The sequence below is a fragment of the Chitinophaga filiformis genome, from assembly GCF_023100805.1.
GTDB classification, from domain to species: Bacteria; Bacteroidota; Bacteroidia; order Chitinophagales; family Chitinophagaceae; genus Chitinophaga; species Chitinophaga filiformis_B.
In genome coordinates, this window is the sequence record NZ_CP095855.1 from 6768533 (window position 1) to 6791213 (window position 22681).

Here is a 22681-nt window from a genome sequence, read left to right on the forward strand (position 1 = left end):
TGAAAGGTAAAGGCGCGCTACATTGCAATTGAAACGGCAGAACAGGAAAACAATCCGCATACAGCTGTATAGCTGTATGCGGATCAGTTTGCGGTAGCAAGGCTATCCCTGAGTTTACCTGTCCATGTCGTTATCAGTTGCTTTTCTGCCGCTGTAAGCCGGGCCTCTTTGTGTAACAAGGTATAGGACGATAAGGGCATACTCCCATCGTTAATACTGTTTTCAATTGACCGGAGCTTATTGATCCGTTTCCTGGGTGAGTAAGCTCCGTAATCGCTGAAATTCAGTTCTTCTTTGCCCTCGTTGACGTGATATGTCAACCACCAGCCGGCAGGTTGTATACGGGAATACCAGGGATACCGGGTATTATTACTGTGACAGTCGTAACAGGCAGCTCTTAAAATAGTCTGTACCTGGGCAGGTACCGGGTACACATGTGTAATATCTGTCTGTAATACCTGCCCGCTTTGATTGCGGGCAGGTTGTATAAACTGAATAACAGCGAAAGCAATTAATAGCATTAAAAGCCATTTATTTGATCTGCGCATATTCGTTTTATTTTAGTTCTTCTTTTACAGTACCGCATGCAGGCATTTCCTTACCGAGATAGGGATTGGCAATGTCTTTCGTTTCACTGATCCAGTCGGCTCCCTTACCCTTGTTATACATAGGGCAATGATCGTAATAGAGGTGTTTTCCGGCGCCGAAGGTTTTCACGAGTTCATACATATCCTTGCTCAGCATATCAAAGTGTTCGCGCTGATGTTTGATATTACCGGCATTCTTTCCGATATGCGCTGCATGTTCCCTGGCGTCGCTCTCTATATCTTCATATATCTTCTTTTGTTCGGCCGTTAATGAAGCTTTATCAAATTTCCCGAATGCGGCAACCATAGCATCACCGGCAGTGGCTGTGCCTTTGTCGTTATCAGCTGCCAGTGCATTCTTCATGTCAAGATAGCTGTTAACTATCTCTTTAACAGGAGATGCCGGCTGCTGGTTTTCTGTTGCTGCCGGTGCGCCGGCGGAAGTGCGTTGCGCCGGCTGTGCCGTATCAGTATCTGTTTTTGCCTGATTATTATTGCTGTTACATGCGGCTAAGGATAATATACCGGCAGCTGCTATTAAGATAGTGTGTTTCATTTTTGATCTTTGTTTTACGTTTATTCATTTGACAAAGGCATAAGTATGCCAACAGGAAAGGGTATGCTCCTGCAGATGTTTAAAAAACAAGTATCCTGCAGGATATTTAAGGCCCCGAATACTTTGTAAAGACTACATCAAATCTGAAAACTCTGTATAGCTATGCGGATGTCTGGTATGGGTGGATGATAGCTCCGGACAAAATACCTGCTATTTACTTTTGCCCTTGAGGTGGCCAAAAGATCAATGTTGCAGAAGCCGGGAACGGATAACGTAACACATGCGGGATTGCTGCTAAAATCAACTACCGGAGACAGGGATTTGTCGGTCCGGACAAATTTCATCACGTTGTCATTGCAACAGTTATCTTTCTCTTTCCTGTGATGATGATGGTGATGATCTACACTGCTGTGATGGGCTGCGCCTTTTGCATTCCCGGCTCTGCCTTCGCTATGTTCATGATGATGATGAGTGGAATTCGCGCCCATATCCGGCCATACCGCACAGGCAAAGCCTACAACCGTATTCAGTAAAAATACGGTTAGCAGCAATGCTGCCCTGAAACGGCGTATGGACGGACTTCCTTTCATTCAAGTAGCTTTTTGCCTTCTCCGGTTCACATTTGCCGGAAAGGCAGCGCTCGTATACGAGCAAAAGTACTGGTAATTCCGAATTATTTGTTATACAATTTTGAGCTTGTTTTATATTATTCTTAGCGATGATACTTTGTTCGCAGCCAGGTCTTCATCTGTTCAATTTCCTGCTGCTGGCTTGCATCTATGGACGCGCACAACGTCTTAATTTCCGGATCTTTTATATTGGCGTGCTCACACATTAAAATGGCTCCCGCATGATGCGGTATCATTGATTTCAGGAATTGCCTCTCGGAAACCGCCGCCTGCTGACGGATACAGAGGAAGAATGCGACCAGTCCGAGGGCAGCAAGGCCCATTATTCCCAGGTTGAGCTTTCTATCCATATACATACCACGCATTACCACTATTTCTATGATTATCATTGGCATAGTCATTAAGCCCGCCATATAGAACTGGTTGATGTTTGGGATTACATTGCCGATCGAATTAACCATTGCGTACATCAGTATGTACATGCAGATGAAAGACAGCACAGCCATCATAATAAGTTGTTTATAATGACTCGTATGCATATCGTGTTTTGTGTTTTTCCCTTTATCCATAGTAAGAATTTTTAGCTTGAGTGAAATTGATAATTACATTTTCATTTTCTTGTCCATCTTCATTAATGAAGGATATATTCTCAAATACACCTGGAGGGCCATCGGGTTTTCACCGTATAATGTGTTAAGAGATGCAGGTGCGTGATAGATGCTCCACTGCCCGCCAAGGGCTACCCTCGTATGCTTTAGCTCAAACAAGTCATAAGCAGCGCCCAGTGTGAATGCGTGGATATTGAACACATCATGTTCTTCAAACATTGGTTCCAAGACCAGTTCCTCGCCGGATTTTTCCGTGAATTCATATCTGGTATATAGCGCCAGCCGTTTCTTTCTCCAGGCCCCTTCAGCCATAAAAGCATTTTCGCCCGAATGCTCCTTTTGCTTATTCATGCCCCAGAGAACCGTTGCATTGATCCTGCTGTCATTTCCCAGGTCTGCACTATAGACAGCAGATGCGGTTGTTTTATGAACATTTTCTTCCGGATGAAGTTCTTCCGGGCTTTTCACGTAGCCGTGAGAGACCTGTAATGCCCAATTATCGGATGGGTTAAAGGAAAGTCTTCCGCTCCAGGAATTAAACCTTGGTTTATCAAAACCATAGCGTTCTTCATTGGGTTCCCTGCCTGTAAATGAAGATCCTTCCAGTTTGAATTTATCAATCCGCAGACCTACAGTAACAACACCGAAAGTGATATGTGTTGCGTCAACCCAATGGTGCGAGATGGGTGAATTGGGATTATCGAGCGCGGATGGCCGGTGCATAAATGTAACGGGCCCCAGTGCAGGTTCGCCCGGATAAGCGACATAAACAGACGCATCTACCTTCTTTGAAAATGCATGGGTATAACTTACTGATAGCTCAGAAAAAAGATCGTGGGGGTGTTGGCGGTCAACCAACGGTTTGCCCTTGTAACTTTCACCTGTCTGGAATAACAAAGGATAACCTCGTCCACCTTCGATCAGCGGATCCAATGAGAACATCGAGCTAAAATGAAAAAGGCCATTCTCTCCTACTCTTCTTTGTCCCATCAACATAAACCATGTAGGCGCATCGAACCGCGCATCTCCTCTTGTTCCCTTATTAGTAAAGTCCTGGTCATTATACCGGATAAAAATGCTACCATGCACCATATACATCCACTTCTTCGTGTGTATCATATAGCCGTACATCGGCGATGCATCGGGCAGCCAGCCTGTTCCTGAGCCATTCCTGTTCATGGGCAGGTTCAGGGAAAAAGAATGGCTCATAGGCGCATCCGTTTGCATATTCATCCCCATTTCATGCTGCATGTTGTGCATAGCGCTATCCTTTACTTCCCGTGTACGAGGCTTTGTTGTGTCCTGCTTTCCGGGCATGTGGTGCTCATGTTGTGAGAAGACTGGTTGCCATATATAACACATGGCAATCAGCATAAGTATTTTTTGCATGGTCATACCATTTAAATTAATGACTGTTGTTCAAATACCCGCTTCTACAATGGGCCTGTCCCCTATTTATGATGCAGCATTTGTGCATGTACTTCCTCCCTGTCAACAGGCAGTGTTAACCGGGAACAGGCACAAAAAAGGCAATGATACATACTGCAGCGGTTGCAGGTATACATTACCTGGAAGAAGATCAAATGCGGAAATTCTGGTATTGAAGGAACAGTGCCTCCCTTTTAAAAGGTGGCGCATGGGCTATAAAAGAGGTATACAAGCCATCGTCCTGTATCACCGGCGCGGGGAGAAGTATGAAAGGGGCTTCGATATACAGACAATAGTCCGGACCTAAGTCTGGTAAGCCAGGGGTATATAGATGTGATTCACTTACTTTAACGCTTATTGCAATATCCGTACAGCAGCCCTTGCCTTCGCTCAGGTGCTTTTTCATTCCACATTTGCCGCAGGCTGCATCAGCTACTGAAAATATAGAGGTGCTTACCAATTCACCCATACAATAATGATGGTAAATGGTAACTCCCCCTATGTAAGCAAGGTAGGATACAAGCAGTATGATGGAGCAAAGCCGCTTCAAATGCGTTTTGTTTTGTAAGGATTGCCATAAATATTATACCACAATCAAGGGGCAGTCGTCTGTTTTCTGTTTCGCTGCTGCTTCAATGAGATGCCTTATACTATAACAATCAATTTATTAGGACAGCACAAGCGGGCAAGACCATAGCGTTAAAGTATTTTCCTTTCATTTCTGATGCCAGGGATAGTTGAGGGATTAGATTCTACACTCTGAGCAGGACAAATGAGCAGGGTCAGAAGGCTCAACAATGGCGATACCTGCACAAAGGCATGACCAGTTGAGGACAGGCCTTCCCTTGCAGGAGAACGGTCCGGCAGTACGACTGACGGCATTACCAGCGCCTTCGGCATACATTACTTTCCCCGGTGGGAAACGACTGTTGGAGGCATCCTGAACAAGAGCACCCGCTAAATGTGAACAGGGTATGTAAGCGGTGATTGGTTAAAGCAAGACAAAAGCATGCAACCCTTACCGGATTGCATGCTTGCATTTATCATTCCTGCTGTTGTCAGCTATTTGATGTCATTCTATTAAAGACGAAGGTGGCAACTGCCCCCAGCATCAGCATAAACAGCACGAACGGCGTAATCAATAAGCCCCAGCTGACCGGATTGGGCGCATGAAAGTACTCCGGCTGATGTCGTGTCCAGTCTTCCCCTGCTACTGCACTATCTCCAAAGATCTTAGGATAGAAGTGCAGTCTTTTCTTTTCATGAAAGAGGGCTGTACTGTCGAGATATTGCAAGTGCCGCTGCAAACCGGTACCGGCTATATCGGTAAACTGCAATTGGGCCTGCATGGATGGGAGAAAGAGGGCAGCATAGCTGGCAGCGCGCACCCGCTGCTGCAGCTTTTCAAACATGGCTTTAGTCATGGCAGCGGCTTCATCGTCGCCCATTTGCTGCATTGCATAGAACCACAGGTAATTGAATTTTGGCGATTTCCATTCATAGTGGCGGTACTGTGGATAATGTTCCAGGAATGTCTGTATGGTACCATCCTGATCTTTATCCCATTTTGTGTGATAGCCATCCCGCTGTTTCAGGAAGGTGTCGTATGCCTCATTCACGGGATAGCGTAGCGTCAGGTAATTATTGACCATAGCGGGCCCCAGGAGACATAGCAGTACCCATGTACTTAATAGTAAGAGTGCGCTGATGCTGCCAGTCAGCCGAAGGGCGATTATCAGAAAGCAGATGGCGAACCAGAAAAGGATGTACAGGATGGCGGTGACCGTGTAGGCAAGGAAGTGTACAGTTACTGGCAGACCGATGATGAAAAGCGCCATCAGCAGGAGTAAAAACAACAACGCAAGCACTACAATAAGGCGTATGCTGAGTTTATGAAGTATAAATCTTATTGGCCGCCTGACCTGTACTCTCACTAGCGACCATGTTCCGTTCTCAGTCTCCTGCGACAATACATTAAAATTAAAGGCGATGATCAGCAAAGGGAAAAGGAACAATATCACAAAGCTCAGATCCAGGTTGCCCGTTAGCTGGTTGTAAGGATTGAACAGGTCTGTATCGTAGCGTTGCGCTTCCAGGCCACGTATTGTGAGGTATTGGATAGAAGAATTGACATCCTGCTGCCCGATAGCCAGTGCTGCTACGGCATCAGGTTTATTGATATAGGCGAAGCGCAGGTAATACATCAGCAATCCAAACTGATCGCCGGCATGATGTACATTCCTTTCGATCTGCTGTCCCTGTAGCGCTGTTACCGCATTGATGGCCTTCTGCTGTTTACGCAGGAACTGTTTTCCGATACAGATGCTGATAATGCCAACAAACAGGAAGAGGGCCAATGCAAGGATCACCGACTTACTGCGGATAAAGTTCTTAAATGCTAAACGATACATATCTTAAATTGCTTTAGCGCTGCCAGCGGTGAAATAAATAAGTACAAAAGAAAGGATGAACCAGCCGGACATTACCAGGAGCGCTAATGCCTGCTGCGCCGTCACCGATGCTATTGATGGATAGGTGTAGTGAAAATCAGGGAATCCTGTCCAGTGCTCTTTTCCTATAATCTGTGGTTTATTATCACCGGTCTTCGCATTGCCGATATACTTCATCTGCCATTCATTCATGGTTTGGGCAAGTATATACCGGTATGCCTCTGCTTCATGCTGAAAGTGCCTGTAGGCATTGAAATCAGTGCCGCTCAGCCCCATACTGATATTCTTAATGGCAAGGAGCGGATCAATGAAAGCAGCATAACTGCTGATCTTATTCTGTTGCTCATAAACATCGTGCAATTGCTGCTGGTGGCGATTATATACTTCCGCGCTGAGTCGCTCTCCTTCGCGCATCTGAAAACCTCCATAATTAAACGGAAGCTGTTGCACGCTGTCTGCGTGATGGGCCTTTAATACGGAATCTTTGAGGTGTTTGAAATGCGGATCATCGGGATTGTGGCTATCTCCTATCTGCAGCACATCCTTTTCTACTGCGGTATCGAATTCTATCTTGCCCGGGGCCGGATGCAATGCACTACCAATGGACTGCAGGGTTTTAGGGAGCACGATTGCCATCAGCAGCCAGAGGCCCAGCAATTTCAGCAGGGCAGCCCTGCTGTCGCCGCTACCTGCTGAAACACAGACAGCTACAGTACTGACCAGCCATAGATAAACCAGGAAGGCAAGCGCCAGGCAGCCGCTCCGCACATTGACAAAACTGCCTGCGGGCAGGCGTGTGCATACAAGCTGCCAGGCTGCTGCCAGTACAACAGGTAACAGCAAGAGCAGGGCCAGCAGGAACAGACCAAGGGTATTGCCCCAGATAAGTGTGCGAAAGCCTGGACCCTGGCTCAACAATATTTTCAGCGTTCCATTCTCCCTTTGTTGGGAGATGGCATTGAAACCAAGAAAGAAGAGTATCAGCGGCAATATGACCTGTACTAACATAGACAGGCTGACTTCTCCGAAGCGTAAAAGCCCGGTACTGAAACCTGCTTCACTGAAGTTGACCGTATTCTGCCTGTGCGCCTCGAGGAACACAGCGTTGCCGGTATAACTTTCCATTCCATGATCGAACATGCTTAAGGGATGTTTGAGCCGAAATGCAAAGGATCCGAAATGTGCCATGCGGTGCGGGTGTTTGTCGGGATTAGCCTCCCAGCTTTGCCTGGCCTGCTGCTGGAACCTGTTGAGCAACGCATTGCCGCCTGTATAGGTCTTATAGCCGGTAAAGGCAGCGAAAAGCACCAGCAGCAGCCAGACGATATAAATAGCCACCATTGCCTTACTGCGAATAGTTACTTTCAGGAAATGGCCGGCAATAATTTTTACCTGATTCATTATTTCTGGTTTTGCATTTTTTACTGTGGTGAATCAAAAGTTGCACGTTGCAGAGAGTGTAGCATTACGTGGTGCGCCGGGGAAAAGCCGTTGATAATTCTGTGCGCCTATCCACCAGGTGCTGTTCAGTACATTGTTTACATTCAATGCTATCTGCATATTGCTTTTGCCAGGCGTATAGTATGCAGCCAGGTCGAGCAAGGTGTAAGCAGGCGTTTTAAATGACCTGTCGAACCAGGGCAAATGGTCCCCGCTATGCTGCAGGCCCAGGCCAATACCCAGATCTTTCAATACTGCTATACCTGTAAGGTTGTAGCGTGTCCACAGACTGGCACTGTTGTAAGGCGTATTCTGTTTGCGGGCGCCTTTGAGCGCTTGTTTATTATCATCTATGATCCTCGCATCGATGTAGCTGTATGAAGCGAAGATCTGCCATTCGGGCAAGGGGTAGCCTGTGACATCTATCTCGAAACCACGGCTACGTTCTGCTCCACGTGTGACGAGGGAGTCGGGATAATCGGGCAGTTGAGCATTTATCAACAGGTTCTTCTGATTGATCTCGTAGATGGCCAGGTTTACGTTTAATGATCCGTTGAGCAATTCCCCTTTTGCACCAGCTTCTTTCAGGTCACTGATCAGCGGTTTGAATCGTGATGCAGATTGATCGGTCCAGAAGTAATTGCCTGTAGACGGTAACAATGTGACTGTGTTACTCTGCGGCTGGTACCCCTGCAGGTAGGTGGTGTAAATATTCACCTGCGGGGTGATACTATAGGTGATCCCGACACGGGGCAGCAGTTTCTTGTTGGTGAAAGATAATTCACGCGGTGCTTTATAATTAGTGATGTCTTCAAACCATTCCTGGCGTAGTCCTAATAGCAGGATCAGCCTGTTCCATCGCAGCTGTTCCTGGATATACAGGCCATTTGTTGTTGTCAGTGCTGAAGGTATGGCTGTGCGGGCGTTCAGGTTATAGTCGCTGATATTCCTTACGATGTACGAAGGATTATTCAGATCAAAATAATTCACATTAGGCCTGGGCAGGGTTTGTCCATTGTAAGTGATGGATTGATAATTAGCAGCGTTGGCAGGTATGAAGGTATTCGCCACAGCGCCATCTTTAAGAAGATAACCGCGTGCAGCGTTTTGTCCGCCGCCCTTCAATTTCCGCCATCCGCTCAGATCATATCCAGCCAGCAATTCGTGCCTTGCCTTACCGGTAGCGAAGCGGAAGTTTAAATAGACATTGATGTTGTCAGTATTCCAGTTTTGCTGGCGCTGTACAAACTGCATTCCCACCAGGGAGGTAACGGGCTGATTGTTTATGTCGACCGCAAATGCGTTTGTTGTTCTGTGTTCCTGCAGATCTTCACGCCATGTTTGTTTCATGTAAGCCGCGTTGATGCTGATGGCATCATTGAACTTGTGGGACAGCGTACCTGTGATCATGAGCTCTTTGGACCTGAAGAAATCATTGGCAGCGCCGAGGTTGAGCGATATGGGCGTACTATGCAGATCTGTTTTACCGGCAACAGCGCCAAAGATGGGCTGGCCCCTGTCGAGGTTTCCCTGCATATCGCTGTAAATGACTTCAACGTTAATAGCGGTCATGCTATTAGGTATATATGAGAATGAGGGCGAGATGAGCAGACCATTATTACGCACCAGGTCGCGGTAGCTCTGCGCCTGCTGATAAGCTCCATTAAGGCGGTAAAGCAATTTCCTGTCCTTGTCCAGCGGGCCGGTAAAATCCATCGCACCACGGATGGTGCTGAAGCTACCGGTGCTAAGGCTGATCTCCTTCCGGTTGAATGCCAGCGGTTTCTTTGTAACGAGATTGATACTACCGCCGGGATCGACACTGGAGAAAGTAGCGCTGGCAGGGCCTTTGAGCACTTCTACCCTTTCGATGTTCGCCGTAATTGGCTGGAGAAAGTAGTACTGGTGGGTACGCATCCCGTTAATGATCTGTCCTTCTTCATTCTGGCTGATACCACGTATAGCGTACTGGTTATAATAGCTGGAGGGTATGACACCGGGAATCACCTTTACAGCATCTGCCAGCTGGAAAGCCTGCCGGTCTTTGATCAGTTCTTTCGTGATGGTACCGATAGCCTGCGGCAGTTCCTTATTCAGGATGGCGGTGCGGGTAGCGCTGAAGCTATAATCGCTGTTGTATTTTTTTGAGGAGCGCCCCATCACTTCAACAGTCTGCAGTTTACCGGATTCAGATAAGAGGATCAGGTTATATTCCCCGTTGCCGGAGAGTGTCAGCCATTCGCTGGCCGTTTTATATCCTACTGCAGAGATATGGATCTCTGCAGCATCCTTGTGTAGACCGGTGGCTGTATAATACCCGGAGGTATCGGTGATGGTCACCCGGGTATTGTTCTTTTGTCTGACGGAGATGGAGGCCCCGGCAACAGGTTGGTTAAACTCGTTCTTTACCTGTCCCCGGAGTACATGCTGGCCATAAGCTGTTACAGCAGTAGCAGCAGACAGGATCAGGAGTAATATTTTTTTCATGGCTTTTATATTGTTTCGAGATAGAGCTGCTGCAATTCGCTGGCGGAGATACCGCTGGTGCTTACGGTGTGGACCAGGGTACCTTGTTTCATGATGCCGATGCGCGAGCCGACATTTACGGCATTGAATATATCGTGCGTAGCCATGAAGATGGTCTTACCGTCTGCGGCCAGTTCTTTGCAGATGGTGGTAAATTCTGCGGTAGTTTTCGGATCGAGGCCGCTGGTAGGTTCATCCATGAAGATCACATCCGCATTTTTGGACAGTGCGATAGCGATGCCTACTTTCTGGCGCATTCCCTTGCTGTAAGTTGATAAGCGTTTATTATGCGCTTCGGCCTGGAGCCCTGCTTTCAGCAGAAAGGCGGCCAGTGCCTCACCGGCATAAGAGAAGCCGGCGAGGCGGCTGAAAAAATCAAGGTTCTCCATACCACTAAGGTTGCCATACAACTGTACCACTTCGGGAATATAGGCGACCATGTTCTTCGTCGCATTGTCATCAGGCCTCACTTCTACACCCTTAATGAGCGCCTTTCCTCCGGAAGCTTCCAGGAAACCGAGGAAGAGATTGATGGTGGTGGTTTTACCGGCCCCGTTCTGTCCGAGGAGACAGAATACTTCACCGGCATGGATGGTCAGGGATAATTGCCTGAGCGCTGTGTACTGCTGGTATTCTTTGGTAAGACCTACCGCTTCTAATACGACTGACATATAGATTGATTTGATATTAACAGGAACCTTAGGGGCATAGTGTTTCCACTGATACCGGCAGGTATGCGCAAATAGCATCCGGGATACGGAAGCCTATTTATTACGTATGGATGGATTATGCAGCCGGAGAGCCCCGGGTGTTGTAGTGCCGTGTACAATGAACCAGTATATCTGTTACACAGGACTGGTTATACTGCAGGTAAAAGACAGGCGCCGGATTGAGCCAGGCGTCTTCTGTGGATACATATGGCGCATAGGCATGCTCACATATGATACAGGAATGGGTGGTGTTGACTTGTTGTTTGTCCGTGCCAGGCGCTTTAAAGTACGCGTGTGATGGCTGGTGGGTATGGGAATGCCACAGCGCCACGGGCGTCATAATGAAGCCGTAAAGCAACAGTAAGAGTGTTGCTAAGATGCGACGGTATCTGCGGTTTGTTAGCATTCAGAATTGTAACATTGTTGCAAATATAGGAGTTAATTGATTATTTGTGGGTGTTTTTTTGGGTGGGTGGTGGTACCAAAAGTTAGAGTGGATCAGATCAGGTTTCGCTGAACAGCACTCCGGCTTCACTTTATTTCAATACTGTTTTTATATTTATTCTTTTTTGTATTCCGCTAATATTGTTGGCAAAAACAGATAATAGTCGTCGTAACACGACATTATCTTTAAAGAATGGCAGATATACCACGGCTATGCTTTAAAATACCTGACGCAAAGAAACCGCCGCAATTGTCTCTGACTGAGCATTTAGTACATTCGTCATGATAGATATTCTTCCAGTCAGAAATTGATTTCCTGGTGTATTGCCAAACATTCCGCGGAGTAATGCAAAGCTGAGCGTTATAAATTGATACATTCATTCCCATATCAGCCAGATATGTAACCGACTCGGACAACTCATTATTATAATCCAGGGGATCAATCCATAGTTTATTAATATTAAACGGAGTATACCCTTGATGCTCTAGCCCCATAAAAGTGACATGTTCTGCAAAAGGCAAGTTCCTGTAGATAAACTTTGCGAGTTTCAGTAAACGGGGAATTGTTTGTTGATGAAGCACTATACGCAATTCGATGCGAACATTTCTTTTAGCCAGGTTATAAAGACCTTTAACAGTCTGGTTGAAGGCATCCTTTGCCTGCACAATATAATCATGCTGTGCGGAATAGTCGGAATATATCGGAATACCAAGCATCATCCTGGAGTATTCCATATCCCCAAGCCGGTTGGCAATATTAGGCCAGGCAAATGAGCGTCCATTTGTGAGACAATGTATTTCTGTATTAGGTAACTCTTCCTTAAGCAACTCCAAAAGAGTGAAATAGCGGTCTCCTAAAAGTGTAGGCTCACCACCTGTGATCCCTAATTCAGGACAATCCTTGGGGATCAGCGGAATTGTTTGACTATGCAAACTAAATAAATAATTCGTGTCATCTTTATCCCTGGGTGGCTGAGAGCACATTAAACAATTACTATTACATCTCTCAGTAAATAAAAGAAAATTGTGAAATGAATTGATCCTATATAGGGTATTCACAACGCCATCAGAATGAATTCCGACGATGTCTCCTTCACATAAATGACTCAAATCGGGAATGGAAAACACACCCCGCATACTGGTAAATAGAGGCACATCAGTTGAAAGGATAGCCTTATACTTTGGGTGATCCGTCTGCAAGGCATCACTACTAATCAATATTTCCGATGGCCCATTTCCTGAATATGTAACCCTTCCCACAATTAAACTATCCAAATGGTTTGGGATACCTTTTGTTTTAAGTAGCATCAGCTTTTACCTGTTATCCAACTTCGAAATATTTTTTCTACCCGTTTATCATTCTCGATCAGCATAATAAGATGTTGTATAATTTCCATATTTCTTTGACAAAAAGAACTGGTAGGCCTATAACCATACATGTCTCCCTGTGTTGCATGATTAAATACAGGATCCGCTCCGCAATACGACTGAAAGGCGCATTCAGAGCATCCCGCCAGTGATTCATTGGCCATTGCATCGCTGATCGTCAATGCTTTTTCCCCGTAAAAAACTTCGTTATATGACGTCTCACCAAGAGTACCGAGTCTGAAGGTATAGTCCCCCATTTCAGCCAGCATTCTTGATTCATCAGAGGCATAAATTGCCCCATCATAGTTAAATACCACAACATTGTTGATGAGCCCCGCAGGAGACTGTAAATCGACATATCCAACAGGAAACGGGGTCAACAACTTTTTGAGAATTATTGAAGCATAATCTTCACGGATGAAATAGCCATTCATATTATGCTCAATGACCCTGCCTAATGCAGTTTTGTAATAGTCAAGAAACTTACTTGTCTCATACTTATTCTTCTTCTCACTTTTCGTAGCAAACCCATATGGGCTGATTGGGCGAAGAAAAATATTTCTAAAGCCAAGTTTCACATATTCATCTACAATCTCAATTGGATAATCCAGTGACAGTTTCGTAGTGGTAGTTAATGCAGATATATTCCCTTCTCCCAACATGTCTCTACATCTCTTAATACCTTCGACCGCCAATTGATAACTACTTGCATTTGGCTTATGTCTATTTTTGTCGTGAATGTAGGCGGGGCCATCCAAAGAGGTGGATATCAGGATGCCATTTTGCTTGCAATATTCCAACATTTCATCTGTCAACGGTGCAAGATTTGTGCAAATAACATAAGTCACATACTTACTATACTTTTCTGACTCAGACTTCGCACGTTCAACTGCATATTTTACATTATCAAAAGCCAACAATGCCTCTCCTCCCTGAAACTCCATTGTTACATTAGCACTCGGGGACATCATCATCATCTCTATTCCGGCATCTATATGAGTACGGCTCATATCAAACCTGGCCTTATCACCCGTTACCCGGGATACCTGGCAATAGTGACAGGTATGCTCACATCTAAGGCTTATAACGAAAATATGAAGTGATGTAAAGTGATCTAAAAATGACTTCTTTGTCCGATATCGCGTAGCAATAACCTCTATCAGTTCAGGTATGCTATGGGTAGAAATGAAAAAATTCGATATTAGATCTTCATATAAAGTCTTATCTAACAAGTCATGAAAATCAAGCTTTCGTTCCACTATACGAGCAGTTGTTCCCTCCGGAACAACCATAAAATCACCGATTTCATTTACAAGTATTTCTCTTCCATCACCCATGCGATGGAAACGGAATGGCAACAAGAAGTATTTAACTCGGCTCTCAGCATAATACCCAAAATCCTTAAATTTCCTGTTCTTCCTGTCCATGCTACTGCTCGCTTCCATAATTAAACATGTTGGGGATTAAAACCAACGGGATCTGTTATTGGTGATTGGGGAATCTCTTCCTGGTCATAGTAAGCGAAAGCTTTAGCAACAATTAATTCCCTAACTGTTTTGGTTTCATCCGTAACTATTTGCCTCAGTTTAAAATCCACAAGATCCTTCTTCAGTTTAAAAATCACAGTATCCCAGTCCACCGTTATTTGAGCATCCTTGTGTGCAAGCACAATTTTGTACCTGGTCAGTTCAAAAGGCATAATTTCGACTTCAAAAGCATTACTATACCAATAGAAACATTTTAATAATACCGATTCGGGGTAAAATGCTCTATCAAGGATCAACGTTAGCTCATTATCTACTACCTGTAGTTCCATTGTACTTACTTCTTAAAACTTCAAGTGTTTTTTCATCTACAATTCCATTTGGCCTCAATTCATTCTCTTCCTGAAACTTAGTTACCACACTCTGCGTTTGATTACCGAAAAACCCTGTAATCAGCATACCTTTTTTATAATTCATAAGCAATTTTTGCAGTTGTTCAACATCGTTTCCTCCGCAGCCCCATCTTAGTACACGATCCCCCAATTTTAACCTGCTTGAATCCACATTTGTTCCCATATTGGGCGGAGTGTATGTGGTTGTTGGTCCGTGCTGATATGTGGCGGAATTATAAAAGGACTGGCTACCTGAAGCAGAAGAAGCCTTACTCTCAGAGGATGTTGACTTACCCGCTGAAGCACCAGAGGACGAAGTTGGTACGCTGGGTGAACTATAAGAGGGGGTCACCGAAGGTGTATAACTACTACCCGAGCTATAGGATGACGAATAATGTGAGCTATGGGAAGAATGTGACCTATGTGAGCTGTGCGACCGATGGGAAGTATGCATCAGCACAAGACTACTGGCAGGATCAGCTGTATTTAACTTTAGTACCAATTTGGGCTTTAAAACATTCTTATGTGCTTCGAAGCTCAAATCCCTATCACTCTCAATATCATGATTTGTGACTGGTACAGCGCCACTGGCGGACAGAGTACTTATTGCTGCTGTAATGACAGCAAAGCTCTTTTTTATAAGAGATTGGAAACCAAACTTTTCTTTATCCATTGATATCTGTTTGCTTGGTGATAGAATATAGGTATCAATTCAAGAATTGGATAAAATTTCATTCAGGGGCATAATACAAAGTACGATTTTTTCTAATAATACAGCGAATTATATACTAAAATAAGTAAGAACACCTAGAATGAACAACAAGGGCGGTGTCACGTCTCATGTAAATTATCAACACCTCGGCATCTACTAAGCCAACAATAACAAACATTTATCTCTTCCTTCTCAACTAAACAACCAGTTAAGATTTATGTATTTTAGCCCCAAACACAACCTGTTCCAACATCACCATGAACATCCACCTACTTCTCACCCACATGAGGCAATTCATCGAACCCACACAGGAAGAAATCGCTTTCCTGGAGTCGGGCTTAATTGCACGGCCCTTTAAACAAGGCGAGACGATCATTCAAAGCGGTGATCCGGCCCGCTACCTGGCCTTCGTAAATGAAGGATATACGCTCACCTATTATACCGACGCTGAAGGTGCAGATCATGTCATCCGGTTTGCGGCCGCGGGCTGGTGGTCCGGAGATCTGTACAGTTTGAGCCCCGAGCCTGTCACTCCTTTGACAACTAAAGGCCTGAGTGACGGGGAACTGTTATTATTACCCAGGTTAGTGCAGAACCAATTACTGGAGAAGTATCTGAAGTTTGAGCGGTACTTCCGCAATTTGTTCCAGACGGCCCTGATGCGGCAACAGATGCGCTTTGTAGAAAGTCATTCTATTCCTGCAGAACGACGTTATCTGAAGTTGAAGGAAACCTTTCCTGGTATTGACCAATACCTGCCGCAGAAATATATAGCTTCTTACCTCGGCATTACGCCGGAATTTCTAAGTAAGATCAGAAAGCATCTTTCCCGAAAGACGGCTTAACATAGATTAATTTCTTTCATTGTTCTTACTAATCTGCTTTATGAGCGGGATGCAGGCGCCGGGGTACTTTTGCTGCATCATCCAAATAAAAGCAGTATTATGAAAGAACAAACGAAAGCTACATGGAAAGTTGATGTCGGACATTCATCCGTAGGATTCAAAATAAGACATATGGCAATCGCCAATGTAAGCGGGGCATTCCTCAGCTTTGAAGGTATGGCCTATACTATAGCGCAAGACGATTTTGAAGGCGCCAGCGTTGACTTTGAGATAAAAGCAGATAGTCTCAATACTAACAATCCTGAGCGCGATGCTCACCTCCGTTCTGATCTATTCTTCGATGTACAACGGTTCCCGACTATTAATTTCAAGGGTACGCTAGTTGGCGACAAGCTCACTGGCAATCTGACTATTCGCGGCGTTACAAAAGAAATCAGCCTGGAAGCAGATTTCACCGGCGCGGGACAGGGACGTTTCGGCGACACCAGGGCAGGGTTTGAGCTGAGCGGGAAAATCAACAGAAAAGACTTCGGCCTGACATGGAATATGCTCACGGAGGCAGGCAGCCTCATAGTGGGGGAAGATGTTAAGCTGGATATGAATATTGAGCTGGTTCGATCTTAGCCTGGGCGTCCCTCCTCTTCCGGGAAGGCCGATCACTGACCAGGGTCCATCTTCCTGGAAGCAAGGGACAACACTGTTAACATTGTACATTATACTCATACTCCTGGCACTAAAAATATTCAATTTGCCTGTTTATCTCAGCGTTGCTGAGTAATACCTTACGGTAATCCTGAAACCTGAATTTGTTCGTTTTCTTAAATATCCAATTGCCCTGATCATCATAGCTATAGCTATTACCGGTTTCAAAACCTATATTGTTATTAATACCAGACTCCTCTATGTAGACCGGGTTGCCTTTCTCATCGTATTCCCATGTCTTTATCTGAAAGCCATCATTAAAACGGTTCAACCGCCCATTGGCATCATACTCAAAATTCAGTTCCTGCCTGAAATTGCCGGCATAAAACCTGGACGGCATATGTCGTGTATAGACGATGTTATTAAGTACATTATCTGCATTATAAAAAAATTCGGCTTCATACAACAACACTGATTTATCTTTCTGACTGTACGCCTTGGCTGTCAGGATCTGGAACGCCTCGTTATACGTTATGATACTTTTTGATTGTTCATCACGATCATTCCGGTTATGCGTTTTTCGAATATCTCCTGCCCTCAATATATACTTAGTTGTCCGTTGACTGTTTAGCGCCTGATGTTTTAAACTATTATCATGGAAGCTAAGTTCATTTATTTCCTCATACTCCAGTGCATGGTTAAATAAAATAACACTTTGACTAAAACGTGTATTATTAATTGATCTCTCTACCTGGTATTTTTTAGGTTGCCTAAGACTATCAAAAAAGATCCAATCCGTTTTATCGCCACCACCGTCCTTTGTATGCCGCACCAATTCACAGTTATCAAGAAAGTTATAGCATGCGCTGGATGTTTCAAATGGCCCCGACCGCACTACGCCATCAAAAAACTGTTCTTTTTGAACTTCAGTAATTTCCCTTATCGTTCCTTTCAGATTGATAAAGAAGGAATATCTTAATCCTCCTAACTCTTTGTTATAGAAATGAATGTGTTTAGCCAGGTCATTGGCTTTTACATATGGGTTATCCAGAAATGCTTTTGTGTAATAAATAGGGTCAGCATAGTTAATCCGATTGATATCGCAAATTGTTTCAAACATTATGAGCGTTGATTTTATATAAGGATTTGGTATAGGCTTTAGTGCTGGACAGCGACTATATCTGCTGCTGCCTTCTGTACTGTGCAGGACTAACACCATTATATTTTTTGAATAACCTGTTCAGATGGCTTTTATCTGTGAAGCCCAGGCTATCAGCGATTTCATTGAGCCGCATACTGCTATGCAATAATCTGCTCTCCACCAAACGCAGTTTATAATGCATGATGTATTCCTGCAATGTTTCGTTGGTATGCTTTTTAAAATAACGTCCCAGGTAATTTTCAGATATACCGAATTGCTGGCTGATGGTCTTAGCTCTTATCTTTTCAGGTTCTGCTATATTCGCCTGCACATATTGCAGTATTTCCAGGGCTTTTTCCTCTGTATTTTCACTCACCTTCCCGGGTAGGCGGGTCGTGATATTCCGGACGATCAGCATGAGGATAGTATCGATAAACTGCAGCAATAACTCCTGTGGGTAAAAATCGCGTTCATGATGCTCCCGGATGATCGCTTCCATGATAGACCTTGCCACTACCTGATCGCCTTTATTTTTTAAGAGGCTCCCTGACTCCTGGTTGGCATTCTTTAATATGTAGGCAATACTTTGCCTGGAACGTTCCTGGAGCCTTGATGAACCAATATAGGACTCATTAAAACGAACAAAAAGCAATGTTGTCTGTTTCTGTATGTCAAAGTGATGCGTATCACCAGGTGTAAGAAGAAATAAATGCCCTGAGGAGTATTTGAAGCCGGATTCATTCACAAAGTGCCTGCCCGTTCCGGCAATTATATATACAAGTTCAAAAAAACTATGGGAATGGATCGGTCTCGGACATTCATCCATCGGCTCTGAAAGGGCTATCTCAAACGGTTCGTATAAATGTGCCTTCACCATGGTACGAAATTACACCTTTATAGCAAATTAATACCTCAATTAATACTCCTCAATTGTACAATTTTGCCTTATCAATTTGCGGAAAGAGGCCAAGCAGGGCTTTTCCGCATCATAAAATTAAATTTTCAGCTATGTCTACAGATCAAAACAATAATACGATGAAAGCGATGGTACTTGAGCACTATGGAGAGGCCTTCAAACTGAAGGAATTACCTGTTCCCGTTCCGGCGAAGGGACAGGTTCTTGTAAAAATCATGGCCAGTGGTATCAATCCGCTGGATACAAAAATCAAACGTGGTGAGGGAAAACATGCGAAACAGCTGGCTCCGGCCATACTGGGACTGGATCTTGCCGGTGTAGTAGTAAGTACCGGTGAAGGAGTGAACGCTTTTCAACCAGGGGATGAAGTCTATGGCATGGCGGGTGGCATTGGCGGTCGTCAGGGTACACTGGCAGAGTACGCAGCAGTAGATGCAGACCTGCTGGCTCTCAAACCGGCCAGTCTCAGTATGCAGGAAGCAGCCGCGTTGCCGCTGGTGTTTATTACCGCATGGGAAGGTCTTGTAGACCGGGCAAATGTAAAGGCTGGTCAGCGAGTGCTGATTCATGGCGGCGCAGGCGGCATCGGACATGTGGCTATACAGTTGGCGCTTTCTTTTGGCGCGTCTGTATTTGCTACGGGTAGCAGCAGATCTCTGCAGCTGATTGAGCGCCTGGGTGCTACTCCTATAGATTATAACAGCCTGTCAGTAAAAGAATATGTCGGGAAATACACGGACGGAGAAGGATTTGACATCGTCTTCGACACTGTAGGCGGTGAAACACTTGATAAATCATTCGAAGCAGTACGTAATTATACCGGTCATGTTGTAAGTGCATTGGGCTGGGGAAGCCATAGCCTGGCTCCGCTATCTTTCAGAGGCGCTACCTATTCCGGCATATTCACGCTCCTGCCTATGCTGACAGGAAAAGGCATGAAACATCATGGGGAGATCCTGCGTGAAGCAGCGAGGCTTTCGGAAAAGGGACAATTGAAGCCGGTGCTGGATAAGAGGGTGCTTTCACTGGCAGAAGCAGAGGTTGGGTACAAGGCGATTGAAAGCGGAGATGTCACGGGTAAATTGGTGGTGAATATCTAACATTGGTGTTCCAGGCAGGAATAGTGTATCCGCCAGGAGCGTAATACTGTCAGTTGGAACAAGAATCTATAAAAAAGGCCTCCGGATCCGGAAGCCTTTTTCAATATCAAAACCTATGACAATTACTTATTCATCACCCCAAAGGCTGCAAACGCTGCCTCAAGTCCAGATTCCCCTTTAAAATGCAAACCCGCCCGGGGGCTCCTATCCCACTGTGGCAGGAAGCTCACATCCTGTTTTATCCCTGGCGCCATCTGTTGCCAATCACTTCCCTCCTGCCTGTAATATACTTCGCAGGTCAGGTCGGGTTTCATCGTGAATTTTAACTGGACCGGCAAGCCGGCCTTTATGTCTTGTGTAGCCAATACCGTTCTGCTATTGTCTTTCACCATCCAGAATTCCACTTTATTATTCACAGCACCGATCCCTATTGCCGCATTGGCATCTCCATAAAATGCGAGCCCTTTAAGAGCAGCATTGCTGTTTACAACCGTAGTGGTCATATCGAAATGATTACTTACGGGGCGAACCGCTAACACGACGCCTGTGTTATTCGTCTCCCTGCATGTTCCTGACAGGTAGAGCTTTCCTTTACCCTGGCGTACAACCGGGGCAGCATTGCGGAAATCCCATTGCCAATAGGGCGCTATTTTCTGCCCCTCGAAGGAGGCGGCTATATTACCGATTGAGCTGCTGTCTGTTTGCTGACTGATGAAAGAAGGCCAGGAACCATTACTGCCCCATACCAATTCTGCCAGCATACCTTCACGACCGGTGAATACATTGCTCTCCTTATTGTAAGCATGATAAATATACATGTACTTCCCATTGTTCTGCTGTACAAATGTTCCGTGACCTGGGCACTTCCAGCCTTCGTTTGTCTGCAATACAGGGTTCCGGTCATACTCCTCATAAGGGCCTTTAAAATCCTTCGACCTGGCAACACGTACGTTATAGCTGCAGCCTTTGCCGCAACAATCGCCGGCGGAATAGAATAAGTAGTAGAAACCGTCATTGTGCAGTATACTCTGCCCTTCCATTCCCATACGGTTAGTGTCTTTCAAAAGGGAGAACATCTCCCCCTCCAGTTTCAATCCATCGGCAGATAGCCTGCTGCCCAGTATTTCGATCGGCCGCTGATCGAGGCCATAGGCCTTAAAGGTGATATACAGCTGCCCCTTATCGTTATACACAAACCCATCTATCACTTCTTTGCCAAAACTTATAATCACACCATGATCTTTGAATCCTCTGTCGGGGTATTTTGAAGTAGCAACACCAATGCAGGAGACATTATCAGACTTCCGGCGAGCTGTGTAATACATGTAATAGGTGTTGTTATGGAAATAATATTCCGGTGCCCAGAAAGAACCAGAGGTCCATTCAGGCGTCTTGTCAAACACATAGCCAACCTGTTTCCAGTTGTGCAGGTTATCTGACGTATAGATGGGAAAATGTGGCGCCCATTCTGAGGAAGTGCCGACCGCGTAATACCTGTTCTTCACTTTGATAATGGACGGATCTGCGAAATCGCCGGAGATAAAAGCTTTTGAATTTCCCTGTCCCATCAATGAAGAGGACTGAACATATAAAAAGCCGATCAGTAATAACAGGTTGTTAAAATAGTATCTCATATTTGTACAATAACGTGAATGCGAAAAATACAAAATCGATATGATTACGCATACATCTTTCGGGAATGATTGCAGTGCGGCAACTGCCGGCCGAACAGAGCTCCATTTACCTTTCCCAAATCTTCTTAATAACTTTTAAATATTGTAAACGTTTATATACCGCCGGCCTGTTCTCAACCCCTCCTCCTGTTGTTTTCCCATCGTCATAATCCATCTCCTTTTCAAACATCTCTTGTTCGACAGGTTTGTTCCCTTTTTCCGGCTCAGCCGCTGTATTTTCACCTTCCTCCTCTGCAAGCATTTCCTGTTCGAAGCGCTCCCATTCATCCAATGGCTGTTTTAAAGCAATACCTCCTTTATGGGCATATTCAACATAATCTTCCGCCGGCTGCGGCAATTTTCCCTCACAATCCCTTGAACACAGGTTCACGAGCAAAGGCATAACATCTGATCCAACCCATAGAGATATCCAAAGCTGATTCGTTTGATGATAAGCCATTTCTTTTCCGCAAACACTGCATTTTATTGTATTTCCTGAATATCTGACCGGATTATCTGCAAGATCCGGGAAACCTTTTCTGTTTTTAAAATTTCCATAAAGCCCACTTGTGCTAACCCTACTGCTTTTTAAATTTTTGCAATTTGTTATTTCATAGGGGAACCAGAACAGGTTGTAAGATGTATACGGATCAAAATATTCCATCGCCTCCATTTCTCCTATCTCAGGTGGGATGCGTTTCAGGCTGCTCCCGTATAGCCGTACTTTCTTTACCTTTTTCAATTTGGAGATTGTTTCCGGCAACGTATATATCTGAGAAAAAAGTTCTGGTCCCAGCTCCTCCAAAGGCGCAAATTCTTCGCCGCCTTCCAAAGCAATTCTGTCAATATAATCACAGAGTTTGTTCCATGCCTGACTATTCCGATCCTGCACATCGTTTTTTATTGCGGAAATCCTGTCATTCATACATTCCATTTTTGTCCGTGATCAAATTACTCATTTTTTATCTATAATTTACAACCGCATTATATCTATACCTAAATACCAACGCTTTAACGTTTTGGCTAACTA

General features: G+C 44.9%; 22 protein-coding genes. 3 read left to right on the top strand and 19 right to left on the bottom strand.

Annotated elements, in window-relative coordinates; genetic code table 11:
- Positions 1 to 83: 83 nt before the first annotated feature.
- From MYF79_RS26310 to MYF79_RS26375, 15 genes are all read right to left on the bottom strand, one after another.
- Positions 84 to 548, bottom strand: a complete 465-nt coding sequence (locus tag MYF79_RS26310) for a heme-binding domain-containing protein (protein WP_247810867.1) — start codon at positions 546 to 548, stop codon at positions 84 to 86.
- 7 nt (positions 549 to 555) lie between these two features.
- Positions 556 to 1143 (bottom strand): DUF3347 domain-containing protein, encoded by a 588-nt coding sequence (locus MYF79_RS26315; RefSeq protein ID WP_247810868.1) that lies wholly within the window; start codon positions 1141 to 1143, stop codon positions 556 to 558.
- Between the two features lie 137 nt (positions 1144 to 1280).
- Positions 1281 to 1733, bottom strand: coding sequence for a hypothetical protein (locus MYF79_RS26320; protein ID WP_247810869.1), 453 nt, complete (start codon positions 1731 to 1733; stop codon positions 1281 to 1283).
- Positions 1734 to 1855: 122 nt separating this feature from the next.
- Positions 1856 to 2341 carry a DUF305 domain-containing protein gene (locus MYF79_RS26325; protein WP_247810870.1) on the bottom strand — a complete coding sequence of 162 codons (486 nt, stop codon included), beginning with the start codon at positions 2339 to 2341 and terminating at the stop codon, positions 1856 to 1858.
- Positions 2342 to 2374: 33 nt separating this feature from the next.
- A complete protein-coding gene (locus tag MYF79_RS26330) occupies positions 2375 to 3769 on the bottom strand; it encodes a hypothetical protein (RefSeq protein WP_247810871.1) in 1395 nt (464 codons plus the stop codon).
- 190 nt (positions 3770 to 3959) lie between these two features.
- A complete protein-coding gene (locus MYF79_RS32545) occupies positions 3960 to 4358 on the bottom strand; it encodes an HYC_CC_PP family protein (protein ID WP_410688330.1) in 399 nt (132 codons plus the stop codon).
- Positions 4359 to 4866: 508 nt separating this feature from the next.
- A complete protein-coding gene (locus MYF79_RS26335; protein WP_247810872.1) occupies positions 4867 to 6219 on the bottom strand; it encodes a DUF3526 domain-containing protein in 1353 nt (450 codons plus the stop codon).
- Positions 6220 to 6222: 3 nt separating this feature from the next.
- The gene (locus MYF79_RS26340; RefSeq protein ID WP_247810873.1) at positions 6223 to 7659 is read right to left on the bottom strand and encodes a DUF3526 domain-containing protein; all 1437 of its coding nucleotides are present in this window, start codon (positions 7657 to 7659) and stop codon (positions 6223 to 6225) included.
- Between the two features lie 33 nt (positions 7660 to 7692).
- A complete protein-coding gene (locus MYF79_RS26345) occupies positions 7693 to 10185 on the bottom strand; it encodes a TonB-dependent siderophore receptor (RefSeq protein ID WP_247810874.1) in 2493 nt (830 codons plus the stop codon).
- Between the two features lie 5 nt (positions 10186 to 10190).
- Positions 10191 to 10895, bottom strand: a complete 705-nt coding sequence (locus MYF79_RS26350) for an ABC transporter ATP-binding protein (protein WP_247810875.1) — start codon at positions 10893 to 10895, stop codon at positions 10191 to 10193.
- 115 nt (positions 10896 to 11010) lie between these two features.
- Positions 11011 to 11340, bottom strand: a complete 330-nt coding sequence (locus MYF79_RS26355; RefSeq protein ID WP_247810876.1) for a hypothetical protein — start codon at positions 11338 to 11340, stop codon at positions 11011 to 11013.
- Between the two features lie 224 nt (positions 11341 to 11564).
- Positions 11565 to 12686: a His-Xaa-Ser system radical SAM maturase HxsC gene (hxsC, locus tag MYF79_RS26360; protein WP_247810877.1), complete on the bottom strand. Its 1122-nt coding sequence runs from the start codon at positions 12684 to 12686 to the stop codon at positions 11565 to 11567.
- Positions 12686 to 14191 (bottom strand): His-Xaa-Ser system radical SAM maturase HxsB, encoded by a 1506-nt coding sequence (gene hxsB, locus MYF79_RS26365; protein ID WP_247810878.1) that lies wholly within the window; start codon positions 14189 to 14191, stop codon positions 12686 to 12688. Before hxsB ends, hxsC begins: the two co-directional genes overlap by 1 nt.
- A gap of 2 nt (positions 14192 to 14193) precedes the next feature.
- Complete coding sequence (gene hxsD / locus MYF79_RS26370) at positions 14194 to 14562, bottom strand: His-Xaa-Ser system protein HxsD (protein WP_247810879.1); 369 nt, start codon at positions 14560 to 14562, stop codon at positions 14194 to 14196.
- Positions 14540 to 15295: a peptidoglycan-binding domain-containing protein gene (locus MYF79_RS26375; protein ID WP_247810880.1), complete on the bottom strand. Its 756-nt coding sequence runs from the start codon at positions 15293 to 15295 to the stop codon at positions 14540 to 14542. Before MYF79_RS26375 ends, hxsD begins: the two co-directional genes overlap by 23 nt.
- 323 nt (positions 15296 to 15618) lie before the next feature.
- Here MYF79_RS26375 and MYF79_RS26380 point away from each other — a divergent pair, with 323 nt between their 5' ends.
- Both MYF79_RS26380 and MYF79_RS26385 read left to right on the top strand, forming a co-directional pair.
- A complete protein-coding gene (locus tag MYF79_RS26380) occupies positions 15619 to 16179 on the top strand; it encodes a Crp/Fnr family transcriptional regulator (protein ID WP_247810881.1) in 561 nt (186 codons plus the stop codon).
- 99 nt (positions 16180 to 16278) lie between these two features.
- Positions 16279 to 16803 (top strand): YceI family protein, encoded by a 525-nt coding sequence (locus MYF79_RS26385; RefSeq protein ID WP_247810882.1) that lies wholly within the window; start codon positions 16279 to 16281, stop codon positions 16801 to 16803.
- A gap of 109 nt (positions 16804 to 16912) precedes the next feature.
- Here the strand turns inward: MYF79_RS26385 and MYF79_RS26390 are convergent, their stop codons facing one another.
- Together MYF79_RS26390 and MYF79_RS26395 are read right to left on the bottom strand one after the other, a co-directional pair.
- Positions 16913 to 18040, bottom strand: coding sequence for a hypothetical protein (locus MYF79_RS26390; protein ID WP_247810883.1), 1128 nt, complete (start codon positions 18038 to 18040; stop codon positions 16913 to 16915).
- Positions 17997 to 18839: an AraC family transcriptional regulator gene (locus MYF79_RS26395; RefSeq protein WP_247810884.1), complete on the bottom strand. Its 843-nt coding sequence runs from the start codon at positions 18837 to 18839 to the stop codon at positions 17997 to 17999. Before MYF79_RS26395 ends, MYF79_RS26390 begins: the two co-directional genes overlap by 44 nt.
- Positions 18840 to 18970: 131 nt before the next feature.
- Between MYF79_RS26395 and MYF79_RS26400 the strand changes: the two genes are divergently transcribed.
- Positions 18971 to 19978, top strand: a complete 1008-nt coding sequence (locus MYF79_RS26400; protein WP_247810885.1) for a zinc-dependent alcohol dehydrogenase family protein — start codon at positions 18971 to 18973, stop codon at positions 19976 to 19978.
- 122 nt (positions 19979 to 20100) lie between these two features.
- Here MYF79_RS26400 and MYF79_RS26405 read toward each other — a convergent pair whose 3' ends face one another.
- Together MYF79_RS26405 and MYF79_RS26410 are read right to left on the bottom strand one after the other, a co-directional pair.
- On the bottom strand, positions 20101 to 21612 hold the full coding sequence (locus MYF79_RS26405) for a glycoside hydrolase family 43 protein (RefSeq protein ID WP_247810886.1): 1512 nt from the start codon (positions 21610 to 21612) through the stop codon (positions 20101 to 20103).
- Between the two features lie 106 nt (positions 21613 to 21718).
- A complete protein-coding gene (locus MYF79_RS26410) occupies positions 21719 to 22576 on the bottom strand; it encodes a hypothetical protein (protein ID WP_247810887.1) in 858 nt (285 codons plus the stop codon).
- Positions 22577 to 22681 lie beyond the last annotated feature (105 nt).